Raw genomic sequence first — 12,779 nt, forward strand, 5'->3', positions numbered from 1 at the left:
AAGCACAACGCGAAGGGCTCTCATGCGTGACGTGAACGAGGCGATCGCCGAGTCGATCGAGCGGGGCGGCGGCGGACTCGGCGTGTCCGAGCTGCTGGCCAGGGTGCGGGCGGCGGGCACCGGGCCCGAGCCCGCGCCGTCCCCGGCGCCGGACCTGGACGGCCTGACCGCCACGGTCGCCGCCGCGGCGGGCCGCCATGTGCCCGCCGGCCGGCTCGACCCCGACGCCGACTTCTTCGACGCCGGCGGCACCAGCGTGGGCGCGGTGGAACTCATCGCCGAACTCGAAGGCGAACTGGGCATCGAGGTCGACCTCGACGAGGTCTTCGCCGACGCCCGCCCGAGCAGCCTGGCCCGCCGCTGGCTCCCGCTGCTGGACGCCGCGCCGGCGGCGGTGACCTCCGGAGCCGGCGCGACGCCCGGCACCCCCACGGCCGCGCCGAGCCCGGAGTCCGTCGCCGCCGAGGCGCCCGGCACGGCCACGGCTGCCGCCGCGGCCGCCTGCGCAACCCCGGCCCCCGCCCCCCGCACCACGAGGACGCCCGCACCGGCGCCCGCGGACACCCCGCCGGCCCTCCCCGTACCGACGGCGGCCCCGGGCACCCTCCCCGTCCCGTCCCGCCGCACCCCGCCCGCCGTACCCGGCACCCCGCACCGCACCGACGGCGACCGCTACTCCCGCGCCCGACCGGAGGACCTGGAGCAGATACTCGCCGACCTCGCCCTCGCCGACCGGCTGCCGTTCACCGACGTACCCGAGCCGGTGCCGCCCCGCCGGATCCTGCTCACCGGTGCGACCGGCTTCCTCGGCAGCCACATGCTGCTCGACCTGCTACGGCACAGCGACGCCCATGTGTACTGCCTGGTCCGCGCGGACGACGAGGCCGCGGCCACGGCACGGCTCGGCGAACAACTGCGCGGCTACCGCCTGCCCTGGTCGTCCGAGGTCCGCCGCCGGATCACCGTGCTGCCCGGCGACATCCGCCGCCCGCGCCTCGGCCTCACCGACGAGCGGTGGCACACCCTCGCCCACGAACTCGACAGCGTCGTCGGCGTCGCGGCCGCCGTGGACTTCCTGCGCGGCTACCAGTCGCTGCGCGGCAGCAACGTCATCGGCGCGCTCACCCTCGCCGAACTCGCCGCGACCGGCCGCCCCAAACCGCTGCACCACATCTCGTCGATCGCGGTGTTCAACGAGGTGGGCATCGCCTCGATGGGCGAGGACGACCCGCTCGCCCACATCGACCGGCTCGTCTCCGGCTACGACCAGTCCAAGTGGGCCGCCGAGGTCGCCCTGCGCCGGGCCCGCGACCACGGCCTGGTCGTCACCGCGCTCCGCCCGGGCGGCATCGGCGGCCACACGAAGACCGGCGCCTACAACCCGCAGGACCTCAGCAGCGGCCTGATCTCCGCCTTCGGCCGGTTCCGCACCGTGCCGGCGTTCCGCCACCTCAACGCCGCCCCGGTGGACTGGGTCAGCCGGGTCGCCGTCGCCGCGATCTGCGAACCCGACGCGTGGGGCTTCGACTACAACCTCACCGGCGTGCCCAACACCCTCGACGACGTCGTACGGGACATGGCCTTCGGCGGCATGCACGTACGCGTCCAGGACTGGGACGAGTGGCGCACCGGCACCCTCGCCCGCCTGGAGGCCGAGCCCATACCCGAACTCGGTTTCCTCTCCAGGGTGTTGCAGAGTCCCACCGCCCTGAAGCTGTGCGAGGCAACCCTGAAGGGCCCGGCCGCCGAGGCCGCGCGCACCGACGCCCTGGTCGCCGCCCTCGGGCTCGCCCCCGCCGCCCGCTACGACGCCCGGGCCCAGCTGAAGACCTTCGAGAAACTCGCCGGCGACGGCCTCGCCCGGCTGCCGCACAAGGACGACCAGCCCTACCTCTGGTTCTCCGAGACCACCGAGGGCACCGTCGGACCGGTCGGCGCCGCCGCCTCGGCCCCCTGCTCCATGGCGCTCACCCTGTCCATCGCGAGCATGTACCAACTGGTGAAGGAGCGCCGGGTGGACGTCACCGGACAGGTGACCTGCCCCGCCCTGCACCCCGAACCGCTCACCGTGGAACGCGGCGACCTATGGGTGCGCCCCGAGGAGGGCATCCCGCAACAGCACGGCATGCGGCACCAACTCCTGCGCTACCGGCTCAAGTTGCGAGACGCGGACGGCGGCCGGTGGTGGCTCGAGGGCCGCAAGTACGCGCGCGCCCGCCGGGACCTGTGGCGGCAGACCCGGGCGCTCACCGTGGAGATCGGCCGCGAGGGCGACGCGGCGAGCCTGCTCGGCGAGGTCGTCGTACCCGCCGACTCCTACGTCCGCGACCAGATCGACGGCATCCGCGTCGACCCGCGCCTGACCGGTCAGGAGAAGCGGGCCGCCAAGCTCGCCTGGCTCGCCTGGTTCGGCCTGGAGATGGGCCGCGGCCTGGTCGCCCCGTTCGCCCGGGCCGCCGCCGACCTGCTCGACCTGCGCCGGACCCCGACCCTCACGGAGCACAACCGATGATCTTCAGGACCACCCCCGCCAAGGCGGGCCGCACGGCGCTCCGCAGAGTCCGCACCGGCGTGGCACCGCGTCCGCTGCGCCACCGTCTCGACCCGGCCCACGTCGAAGAGGTCCCGTTCCGGGCCAGCGACGGCGTCCGCCTCGGCCTGACCCGGATCGGCCCGGCCGACCCGGGCCGCCCCGCCGTACTGCTGCTGCACGGGCACACCGCCTCCGCCGACATGTTCCTGCTGCCCGAGACCCGCAACCTCGTCGACGTCCTGCTCGACGACGGCTACGAGCCCTGGCTGCTGGACTGGCGGGGCAGCGGCAGGCTGCCGTACAACGAGACCGGGGGCAGGTACACGTACGACGACGTGGCCCTGTACGACATACCCGAAGCCGTCGCCCACGTCCGTGAACGCATCGGGCACCGGCCGCTGTTCGTGGTGGCGCACTGCATCGGCTCGCTCACCCTGTCGATGAGCATGGCGGCCGGTCTCGTCCCGGGCCTGGCCGGGGTGGTGTCCCAGGGGGTGTTCCTCACGCCCAAGCTGGCCGGGCGGACCTCGCTGCGGATGTCGGTGGCGGGGGAGCTGCTGAAGACCCGGATCGACCACATCCCGGTCGACATCCGCAAGGTGGGCCTGTGGTCGAAGTACACCCCGCTGTTCGCGCTCGCCTCCCGCAAGGCGGCCTGCCCCGACCCGACCTGCCAGATCCTGCACAACTCGGCCTGGGGGACCGGCGCTTCACTCTTCGTCCACGAGAACCTCGACCCGGCCACCCACGACCGGCTCGCCGAACTCCTCGGCCCCGCCCCGCTGTGGATCCTGCCCCACCTGCGCCGGATCGAGCTGGCCCGCACCGTCGTCCGCTGGCACGACACCGACCACCGCTACCGGGCGCTCCCGCCCAACGCGCTGGACGCGGCCGGCCGCATCGACACCCCGGTGCTGCTGCTCTCGGGCAGCGAGAACGGGCTGTGGCTGGACTCGCAGAAGCTCTGCCACGAGGTGCTGTCCCGCCGGCAGCCGCAGCTCGACGTGTCGTACACCGAGATCCCCGGCTACGGCCACCTCGACCCGTTCCTGGGCCGCGGCGCCGCGCTGGACGTCTTCGGGCACATCCTGGAGTTCCTCGGCGCGCACCGCTGAGAATCATCCCCGCAGGCCGGTGACGGCGGACGTCGCCGCCGGTTACCGTACCCGTCAGTAACCGGACTCGCTCCGCACCGCACCCCAGGAGGCCCCATGCCGCAGCTCGACGTCGCCGGCGCCGTACTGACGTACGACGACGAGGGCCCCCGCGAAGGCGCGGAGGTGCCGCTGGTCTTCGTGCACGGCTGGACCGCCAACCGGCACCGCTGGGACCATCAGGTGGCGCACTTCTCGGCGGGCCGGCGGGTGATCCGGCTGGACCTGCGGGGGCACGGGGAGAGCACCGGGGCCGGGGTGCGGACGGTCGCGGAGCTGGCGACGGACGTCCTGGCGCTCCTCGACCACCTCGGGGTGGAGCGGTTCGTGCTGGTCGGCCACTCCATGGGCGGGATGATCTCCCAGACCATCGCCCTGTCCCACCCCGAGCGGGTGGAACGGATGGTGCTGGTCAACTCCATCGGGCGGATGACCTACAGCCGTGGCCGGGGACTGCTCATGGCGGCCTCCACGCTGGCGCCGTACAAGCTGTTCATCGCGGCCAACATCCAGCGGGCCTTCGCGCCGGGCCATCCGCGCGAGGAGGTCCGCGAGTACATCCGCGCCTCCGGGGAGACGCCGCGCGAGGTCGTCATGACGCTGTACGGCGCCATGCGCGCCTTCGACGTCCTCGACCGGGCCGGCGAGATCCGCACGCCCACCCTGATGGTGCACGGCTACCACGACATCCAGCTTCCCGTGCGGCAGATGCTGCGGCTGGCCAAGGCCTACCCGGACGCGGTCGTCCGCATCATCGACGCGGGCCATGAACTGCCCGTGGAGAAGCCGGCCGAACTGACCGAGGCCCTGGACCGGTTCCTTACCCCGAAGCCTTCGGAGACCGAGCGGAACGAGCGGACCCCGGAGCCCGCAAAGGCTCCGGAGCCCGAAGAGGGGACGGCACAGCCGCCGAAGCCCACGGCGCCCACGCTGCCGTAGCGCCGCCCCGGAACATCCGCGCGCCCGGAGCGGGCCTCAGCCGACGCCGAGAGCCCGGTCCGCGGCCGCCGCCGTCGGCTGCCACCACGTCGTCACCGGCTCCCACACCAGCACCTCGCCGCCGGTGCCCAGTTGGGCGGCGGTGAAGGAGCGGCCCCCCTGCGAGGCCGACGCGGCCACCGTGACCGAACCCGTCCGGCGGGCCTCGGGATCGGCCGGGTCGGCGATCGTGCGCACGGCCGCGTACGCCGTCCGGCCCGCCTTGAGCGCGTATGTGCCGCCGCCGCCCGCGGGCACCGGCAGCGCGGCCCCGTCCAGGTCGCCGAAAGTGATCGTGGGCACCCGGTCGACCACGCAGGTGTGGCCCCCGCGATTGGTCACGGTCACGCGCAGCACGGAAGGATCGACGGACGCGGCCTTCGCCCGTACGGCCAGTGCCCGTTCCGCGCAGCGGGCGGGCCCGGCCTGCCGGGCGGCCGCCTGGCTCTGAGGCGCGGCGCCCAGCAGCGCTACGGCGGCGCAGACGGCGGGTACGGCGACGGCGGCTCGGATGTGCATTTCGGGTTCCCCCTGTCGTGGTCGGTGCGGGTACGGCGGGCCGGGGCGCGCCTTGTCGGATGTGACGATCCGGGCGGCCGGGAGGTTGCGCCGCGACCGCCCCTGTCACCCGTTCGCCCCATGCCCGTCGTCACTGGGCGGTGCCGAACGTGCGGCGCCAGCCCTTCCGGTCCGCCGGACAGGAACTGCCGTCGGCCGGCAGGGAGCCGTACAGCAGGAAGTCGTCGACCTTGCGGTGCACGCACTTGGAGGACGAGTAGCCGGTGTGCCCGTCGCCCCTGTTGTCCAGCACGACGGCCGCCGTGCCGAGGCGCCGTGCCGTCTCCTCGGTCCAGCGGTACGGCGTCGCCGGGTCGCCGCGTGTGCCGACCAGCAGCATCTTCGCCGTGTCGACGTCCTTCACCCGGTCGCGGATGAAGGACGTGCCCTTGGGACGGCCGTAGCACATGAGGAGCTGGGTGAGCTTGAACCGGCCGAAGACCGGGGAGGCCTGGTCGTAGGCGGTCCGCAGGTCCTTCAGGTCCTTCGTGAGCTGTGCGTCGGTGGGCCGGTCGGGGTCGTCCGCGCAGTTGATCGCGAGCAGGGCGGCCGGCAGGTTGTCGGCCGGTACGTCGTCGGAGTTCACGAGCCCGCCGTCCCGCCTGTCCACCGCCGGCCCCTGGGCCGGTCCGGGCCGCCGGACGGGCGGGGTGAAGCCGCCGCCCGGCCAGAAGGCGCCGGCGGAGAAGCTGAGCACGCCCCGGGTGTCGCCGTCGTCGACCAGCGAGGCCAACGCCCGCTCCAGGGTGGGCCACAGCTCCTCGCTGTACAGGGCGGACCCGATGGCGCCCGCCAGGTCCTGTCCGGAGAAGGCGCCGCCGAAGTCCGTGGGCACCGGGTTCTCGTCGAGCGAGCGCACCAGGCGGACCACCTGGCTCCCGGCCATGCGCCGGTCCCGCCCGAACGGACAGGCGATGTCCGTCGTACACCAGTCCAGGAAATCGTCCAGCGCCGTCTGCAGGCCCTCGGCGCCCGCCACACCCTGTTCGGACAGAGATTCGGTCAGGGTGTCGACACCGTCCAGGGTCATCCGGCCGACCCTGTGCGGGAACTGCGCCGCGTACACCGCGCCGAGCCGCGTTCCGTAGGAGAAGCCCAGGTAGTTGAGCTTCTTGTCGCCGAGGGCCTGGCGTATGACGTCCAGGTCGCGGGCGGCGTCCACGGTGCCTATGTGCCGCAGCACCGGGCCGGAGTTCCGGGAGCACTGGTCGGCGGCCCGCCGCAACCGCTTCAGCAGGGGCTGGGGCCGGGTGATGTCGAGGTTCTGGCCCGTCGCCACCGAGGTCTGCTCGCCGCCCGCGCCGCAGCTGACGGGGGAGGACCGGCCGACGCCGCGCGGATCGAAGGTGACCACGTCGTAGCCGTTGGTCAGGCCCATGAACTGCTTGCCGCCCACCGCCAGTTCATGGACTCCGGAGCCGCCGGGGCCGCCGAAGTTCAGCAGTACCGAGCCCCGCGACCTGCCCGTGGCCCGGTAGCGGGCCAGCGCCACGTCGAGCGTGCCGGCGCCGGGGTGGGCGTAGTCGAGCGGGACGGTCACCTTCCCGCACTGCAGGTCTCCGGGCATGTCCGCGCCGTCGCAGGCCGCCCACGCCACCTTCTGCCCGTAGAAACGGGACAGGCCGGGCCGCGGCTCTTCGGCCGCCGCCGCGGGCAGCCCGGACCCGAGCAGCGTCAGGGTCAGCGCGCCGGCGCCCGCGCACTTCCGCACGGCGGGCCGGGTGGACAGCTTGGCCAGCATCGTTCGCCTCCCGGGGGGCGCACCCGACGGGGACCGGGCGGCGCCCTCGCTCACCATAAGCGGGGTCCGCGAGGGCCGCCTCCGGGCGAGCGGCGCGACTGTCGATGATCTATTCTTCGCACTTTCTGTGGCGATCGGTGACTATTCGAAACTTTACGTGCGACTCGAAAGATCATGTCGCCCAATGGGGTGAAAGACTGATACGCCATAACCCCGATGGTTCGGCTGCGTTCTATCCGGTGTGGGCGAGTGCCCGCGACGATGTCTAGAAAGCAGGGAAATCCATGAGACGGGCTACCCGAAACGGTGTGATCGCTGTCGTTGCCGCCTCAGGCGCGATGGCCGTGGCGATGCCGGTGTCCGCTGCGTTCGCGGCCGACGGGGCCTCCGCCGACGGTGCGGCGACCGGCTCGCCCGGGGTGATCTCCGGCAACACCATCCAGGTCCCGGTGCACGTCCCGCTGAACGTGTGCGGCAACACCGTGAACGTCGTGGGACTGCTCAACCCCGCGGCGGGCAACGCCTGCGAGAACGGCGGCCACGGGGACAAGAAGGACGGCTCGCACAAGGCCGGTTCCTCCTCGTCCACGGGCGGTGCCTCCGCGCACGGCACCAGCAAGGACTCGCCGGGAGTGATCTCCGGCAACACCATCCAGCTCCCCGTGCACGTGCCGGTGAACGTCACCGGCAACTCGGTGAACGTGGTGGGCGTGGGCAACCCCGCGGTGGGCAACCACTCCACCAACCACCACACGGACACGCCGGAGACCACCACGCCGGAGCCGGTCCGCACGACCCCGGTCAAGTCCCACCCGGCCCCGCGCACCCCGCAGGCCGCTCCGGAGCCCTCCGTGGCCACCCTGGCCCACACCGGCGCGGACATGACGGCGCCCGCGGTCGCCGGCAGCGCGGCTCTGCTGCTCACCGGAACGGTTCTGTACCGCCGCTTCCGGCCGAGCCGCATGCGCTGACCCCATCGGCGGTGAGGCCCCACCGGACGCCGGCCCGGTGGGGCTCACCGCTGTCCGGGCCCGAACGACGAGTGGCCGAAAGCCGGTTGGGCACCACGGCAGGGCCGGTCCCGGCATGGCGCGGGCCCGGGATGATCGGGAAGGATGCCCGGTGCGCGGCCGAGCGCCGCGCCGTACGGCAGCCCGAACCTCACGGACAGTGGAGCGCACCGATGACCTCACCGGCCCCGCAGGACCTCGTCGTCACCCAGGCCACGCTCGCCGACTGGCCGGTGATCAGCGGGTGGGCGGCGGCCGAGGGCTGGAACCCCGGGCTGTCCGACGGGCCCGCCTTCTTCGCCCAGGACGCCGACGGCTTCTTCCTCGGCCGGATCGACGGGGAGCCCGTATCGGCCATCTCCGTCGTCACCTACGGCTCCGGCTACGCCTTCCTCGGCTGCTACCTGGTCCGCCCGGACCTGCGCGGCCACGGCCACGGCCTGGCCACCTGGAAGACCGCCCTGGCCCATGCCGGGAACCGCACCGTCGGTCTCGACGGGGTTGTCGCCCAGCAGGACAACTACCGCCAGTCCGGCTTCGAACTCGCCCACCGCACCGTCCGGTTCACCGGTGTCGCGCCCGGCACCGGATCGTCTGCGGGCGTGCGCCCCGCGAGCCCCGCCGACCTGCCCGCCATCACCGCGTACGACGCCCTCTGCACGCCCGCCGAGCGCCCCCGCTTCCTCGCCGAGTGGCTCACCGGCCCCCGCCACCGTGCCTTCGTCCGCCACGACGGCGACCGGCTCACCGGCTACGGAGTGATCCGTCCCGGCCACGACACCCTGCGCATCGGGCCGCTCTTCGCCGACACCGCCGACGACGCCCGGGCGCTGTTCGCCGCCCTCACCGCCGAGGCCGCCGGCCGTGAGGTCGCCGTCGACGTGCCCGAGCCGAACACGGCCGCGATCGCACTCGTCGAGAACGCCGGCTTCAGTCCCTCGTTCGAGACGGCCCGCATGTACACCGGGCCGGTCCGCACCCACGCCAAGGAACGGGTGTTCGGCGTCACCACCCTCGAACTCGGCTGACCCGCACGTCACACGGTCCGAGCGGCACCGACCGGGACGCCACCCGGCCCGAGCGGCACCGACCGAACGCCACCCGCCCCGAGTGGTGCCCCGGCCCCGCCGGCAGCCCGGTCCGAACGGCTCAGCACCGGCCGGCGCGGGGCCCTGCCGGCACGGCAACCGGTCGGCAGGGCGTCCGGTCACGCGGCGCTCGGCCCCGGTGAGCCCCGCCTACCTGCCCCGGCCCGCGCGCCGCTCGCATCGAGTGGCACTCGGTCTCGGTGTCCCCGGCCCCCGCAGTGCCTGGTTCGCGCGGCTCGGCGCCGGTCGCGGTGGCACGCTGTCCGTGTGCCACCGGCTGACGCGGCGCCGTGCTCAGGCGGCCCCGGCCCCCGCCGCTCAGCCTCGCCCGGCGTGGAAGCGACGGTGGAGTTCGCGTACCTCGTCCGCGAGTTCGGGTACCGGGCCCTCGACCGTCACCCCCGGGGCGACCTCGTGCACCGGCAGTGGCCGTACCGGCGGTGCGGCCACCCCCAGTTCTCTCAGCCAGGCGCCGAGCTGCTCGGACGAGGCGGCGTACACGATGCGGCCGAGCCCCACCCAGGCGTGCGCGGCCGCGCACATGGGACAGTGCTCGCCCGAGGTGTAGACCGTCGCGGCCGCCCGTTCCCCGGGGGCCAGATGGGCGGCCGACCAGCGGGCCAGCTCGAACTCCGGATGCCGGGTGCGGTCCCCGGAGGCCACCCGGTTGTGGTCCTCGGCGAGCACCGTGCCGTCCGCCGCGACGAGCACCGACCCGAACGGCTCGTCCCCGGACTCCAGCGCCTCGCGCGCGAGTTCCACGCAACGGCGCAGATGGCGCAGCTCACTGTCCTTCACCATGACCTCCGGCCCTCCTCACCCGACAGCCCCAGGCGTCGCACGCTACGGGCCCCGCCGGGTCGCGGCGACCGGAAAACCCCGTTGCCCCGGAGGGAGGGCCGGTGCTGGAGTGGGGGAATGGATCTGGATCACGCCGCGGTGCTCGCCCTGTACGACCGGGACATGCGTGAGGGTGCCCGCCCCGACGGGCCCGGGACCCGGATCGAGCGGGCCGGTGCCGTGGTGCGCCAGACCGGCGACGCGCACGGCTGGAACGGGGTTCTCTGGTCCGACCTGGACGAGGCGACGGCGGACCGGGTGATCGGCGAACAGATCGCCCACTTCACCGGCCTGGGCCTGGACTTCGAGTGGAAGCTGTACGCCCACGACCGGCCGGCGGACCTCGGCGCCCGCCTCACCGAGGCCGGCTTCCGGGCCGAGCCCGAGGAGACACTGCTGGTCGGCGAGACCGGCCGACTGGCCCTGGATCGCGGAACACCCGCCGGGATCCGGGTCGTCGAGGCCACCGACGCCGCCGGCGTCGAGCTCGTCGTGAGGGTGCACGAGTCGGCCTTCGGCACCGACGGCACCCGGTTGCGCCACCGGCTGCTGGCCCGCCTGGCCGCCGACCCCGGCACGGTCGTCGCCGTGGTGGCACTCGCCGGGGACGAGCCGGTCAGCTCGGCCCGCATGGAACTGGTGCCCGGCGCCCGCTTCGCGGGCCTGTGGGGCGGCGGCACCGTGGAGGCCTGGCGGGGCCGGGGCGTCTACCGCGCCCTGGTCGCCCACCGGGCCCGCGTCGCCGCCGCCCGGGGCTGCCGCTACCTCCAGGTCGACGCCTCACCGATGAGCCGCCCGATCCTGGAACGCCTCGGCTTCCACGCGCTCAGTACCACGACGCCCTACCTGTACGAAGGCTGACCGACCTGTACCAGGGCTGACCGAACCGTACGAAGGCTGACCGCCCGCTCAGCGGTGGGCCCTGGCCCGGTCCAGCGCGGCCACGCCCACGGCCGCCAGGGCGATCTGGATGAGCCACTCGATCCAGTCGGGCCCCTTGGTGTCCGCGACCCCGATGCCGGCGGCGATCGCCGAGCCCACCAGCGCGGCCACGATGCCGACCACGATGGTCCACAGGATGCCGATGTGCTGCCGCCCGGGAACGACGAGCCGGCCCAGCACGCCGATGACGACGCCGATGACCAGCGCACTGACGATGCCCGATATCTCCATGTCGACCCCTCCGGTTCTCGCCCCGCCGATGTGCCGTCTGCCCGCTGCCGCCGGATACACGCCGGCCCGGTCATTGCCGGGACTTTCTGTTCACCGGACCTTTATGCCATGTACCTTTCAATCATTCGACGCGTGTAGAACCCTCATGCGTGCTCTACGCGCGCAGACAAGGCGCCCCCACCGCCTCTCCCCACTTTCACGGAGGTTCGCCGGATGTTCGGATCGAGGAGATCCCCCCGCTCGCTCACCACCGCGCTTGCCGGACTCGGACTGCTCGTCACCGCCGCGGCCCTGCAGTTCGGCGCCGCTTCCGCCCCCGCCCACGCGGCCACCACACACCGGATCCTGTTCGACAACGCCCACGCCGAGACGGCGGGCAACGCGGACTGGATCATCTCCACCAGCCAGCCCGACCCGCTCGGCCAGGACTCCACCCCGTCCGCGGAGACCGACTGGACCGGCGCCCTGTCCTCCTGGGGCGTGTCCCTGCAGAAGGCCGGCGGCTACAGCCTGAAGACACTGCCGTCCGGCTCCGGTCTGAGCTACGGCGGCTCGTCGACCACCGACCTGTCGAACTTCGACACCCTGGTGCTGCCCGAGCCCAACACGCTGTTCACGACCACCGAGAAGACGGCGATCATGAACTTCGTGAAGAACGGCGGCGGCCTGTTCATGGTCTCCGACCACACCGGCGCGGACCGCAACAACGACGGCCAGGACGCGGTCGAGATCTTCAACGACCTGATGACCAACAACAGTGTCGACTCCACCGACCCGTTCGGCTTCTCCATCGACTCGCTGAGCATCGGTTCCGACCACCCCTCGGCGATCAGCGACAGCACCGACCCGGTCCTGCACGGCTCGTTCGGCACGGTCAGCAAGAGTCTGATCGCCAGCGGCACGACGGCCACCCTCAAGCCCGCCGACAACGCGAGCGTCAAGGGCCTGCTCTACCGCACCGGTTACTCCGGGAACACCGGCGCCTTCTTCCTCACCAGCACCTTCGGCAGCGGCCGGGTCGCCTTCTGGGGTGACAGCTCGCCCGTCGACGACGGCACCGGCCAGTCCGGGAACACCCTGTACGACGGCTGGAACGACACCGGCGCCACCAACGCGGCCCTCGCCCTCAACGCCACGGCCTGGCTGGCCGGCTCCGGCACCACGGGAGGCGGTGGCGGCACCGGCACCTGCACCGCCGCCCAGCTGCTCGGCAACACCGGCTTCGAGTCCGGCGCCACCTCCTGGACCGCGTCAAGCGGTGTCATCAACAACGACTCCGGTGAGGCCGCCCGCACCGGCTCCTACAAGGCCTGGCTGAGCGGCTACGGCTCCGCCCACACCGACACGCTCGCGCAGACGGTGACCGTCCCGGCCGGGTGCACGACCGCCAACCTGAGCTTCTACCTCCACATCGACACCGACGAGACCACCACCTCCACGGCCTACGACACCCTGAAGGCGCAGGTCCTCAACAGCGGTGGCACGGTGCTCTCCACCCTCGCCACGTACTCGAACCTGAACGCGGCGAACGGCTACACCCAGCGCAGCTTCAGCCTCGCGGGCTACGCGGGCCAGACGGTCACGGTCAAGTTCACCGGCACCGAGGGCTCCACCCTGCAGACGTCGTTCGTCGTCGACGACACCGCGCTCAACGTGAGCTGACGCCCTCAGCGACGCCATGGGCCCGGCACCAGGTGCCGGGCC

General features: G+C 73.1%; 11 protein-coding genes. 7 read left to right on the forward strand and 4 right to left on the reverse strand.

The genetic code is table 11. The annotated features are described in order from the left end of the window. The first annotated feature begins 22 nt into the window (after positions 1–22). From ACZ6B1_RS15165 to ACZ6B1_RS15175, 3 genes are all read left to right on the forward strand, one after another. Complete coding sequence (locus ACZ6B1_RS15165) at positions 23–2,512, forward strand: thioester reductase domain-containing protein (protein ID WP_468778427.1); 2,490 nt, start codon at positions 23–25, stop codon at positions 2,510–2,512. Continuing rightward, positions 2,509–3,648 (forward strand): alpha/beta hydrolase, encoded by a 1,140-nt coding sequence (locus tag ACZ6B1_RS15170; RefSeq protein WP_468778428.1) that lies wholly within the window; start codon positions 2,509–2,511, stop codon positions 3,646–3,648. The genes ACZ6B1_RS15165 and ACZ6B1_RS15170 overlap by 4 nt, the downstream gene beginning before the upstream one ends. A 96-nt stretch (positions 3,649–3,744) precedes the next feature. After that, on the forward strand, positions 3,745–4,626 hold the full coding sequence (locus tag ACZ6B1_RS15175; RefSeq protein WP_468778429.1) for an alpha/beta fold hydrolase: 882 nt from the start codon (positions 3,745–3,747) through the stop codon (positions 4,624–4,626). 36 nt (positions 4,627–4,662) lie between these two features. Here the strand turns inward: ACZ6B1_RS15175 and ACZ6B1_RS15180 are convergent, their stop codons facing one another. Together ACZ6B1_RS15180 and ACZ6B1_RS15185 are read right to left on the reverse strand one after the other, a co-directional pair. Beyond that, on the reverse strand, positions 4,663–5,184 hold the full coding sequence (locus tag ACZ6B1_RS15180) for a DUF4232 domain-containing protein (RefSeq protein ID WP_468778430.1): 522 nt from the start codon (positions 5,182–5,184) through the stop codon (positions 4,663–4,665). Positions 5,185–5,314: 130 nt separating this feature from the next. Beyond that, entirely contained in the window at positions 5,315–6,964 is a 1,650-nt protein-coding gene (locus tag ACZ6B1_RS15185; protein WP_468778431.1) for an alpha/beta hydrolase, read from the reverse strand. Positions 6,965–7,248: 284 nt separating this feature from the next. Here ACZ6B1_RS15185 and ACZ6B1_RS15190 point away from each other — a divergent pair, with 284 nt between their 5' ends. Further along, positions 7,249–7,935, forward strand: a complete 687-nt coding sequence (locus ACZ6B1_RS15190) for a chaplin (protein ID WP_468778432.1) — start codon at positions 7,249–7,251, stop codon at positions 7,933–7,935. Positions 7,936–8,147: 212 nt separating this feature from the next. Next, a complete protein-coding gene (locus ACZ6B1_RS15195; RefSeq protein ID WP_468778433.1) occupies positions 8,148–9,002 on the forward strand; it encodes a GNAT family N-acetyltransferase in 855 nt (284 codons plus the stop codon). A 378-nt stretch (positions 9,003–9,380) separates the two neighbouring features. Here the strand turns inward: ACZ6B1_RS15195 and ACZ6B1_RS15200 are convergent, their stop codons facing one another. After that, positions 9,381–9,863, reverse strand: coding sequence for a nucleoside deaminase (locus tag ACZ6B1_RS15200; protein WP_468778434.1), 483 nt, complete (start codon positions 9,861–9,863; stop codon positions 9,381–9,383). Positions 9,864–9,986: 123 nt separating this feature from the next. On the opposite strand from ACZ6B1_RS15200, the gene ACZ6B1_RS15205 reads away from it, so the two are divergent. Further along, complete coding sequence (locus tag ACZ6B1_RS15205) at positions 9,987–10,763, forward strand: GNAT family N-acetyltransferase (RefSeq protein WP_468778578.1); 777 nt, start codon at positions 9,987–9,989, stop codon at positions 10,761–10,763. Between the two features lie 48 nt (positions 10,764–10,811). Here the strand turns inward: ACZ6B1_RS15205 and ACZ6B1_RS15210 are convergent, their stop codons facing one another. Continuing rightward, complete coding sequence (locus tag ACZ6B1_RS15210) at positions 10,812–11,075, reverse strand: GlsB/YeaQ/YmgE family stress response membrane protein (protein ID WP_468778435.1); 264 nt, start codon at positions 11,073–11,075, stop codon at positions 10,812–10,814. A gap of 213 nt (positions 11,076–11,288) precedes the next feature. Here ACZ6B1_RS15210 and ACZ6B1_RS15215 point away from each other — a divergent pair, with 213 nt between their 5' ends. Continuing rightward, a complete protein-coding gene (locus tag ACZ6B1_RS15215) occupies positions 11,289–12,737 on the forward strand; it encodes a hydrolase (protein WP_468778437.1) in 1,449 nt (482 codons plus the stop codon). The last annotated feature ends 42 nt before the right edge of the window (positions 12,738–12,779 follow it).

Source organism: Streptomyces sp. NPDC041129, from assembly GCF_055592265.1.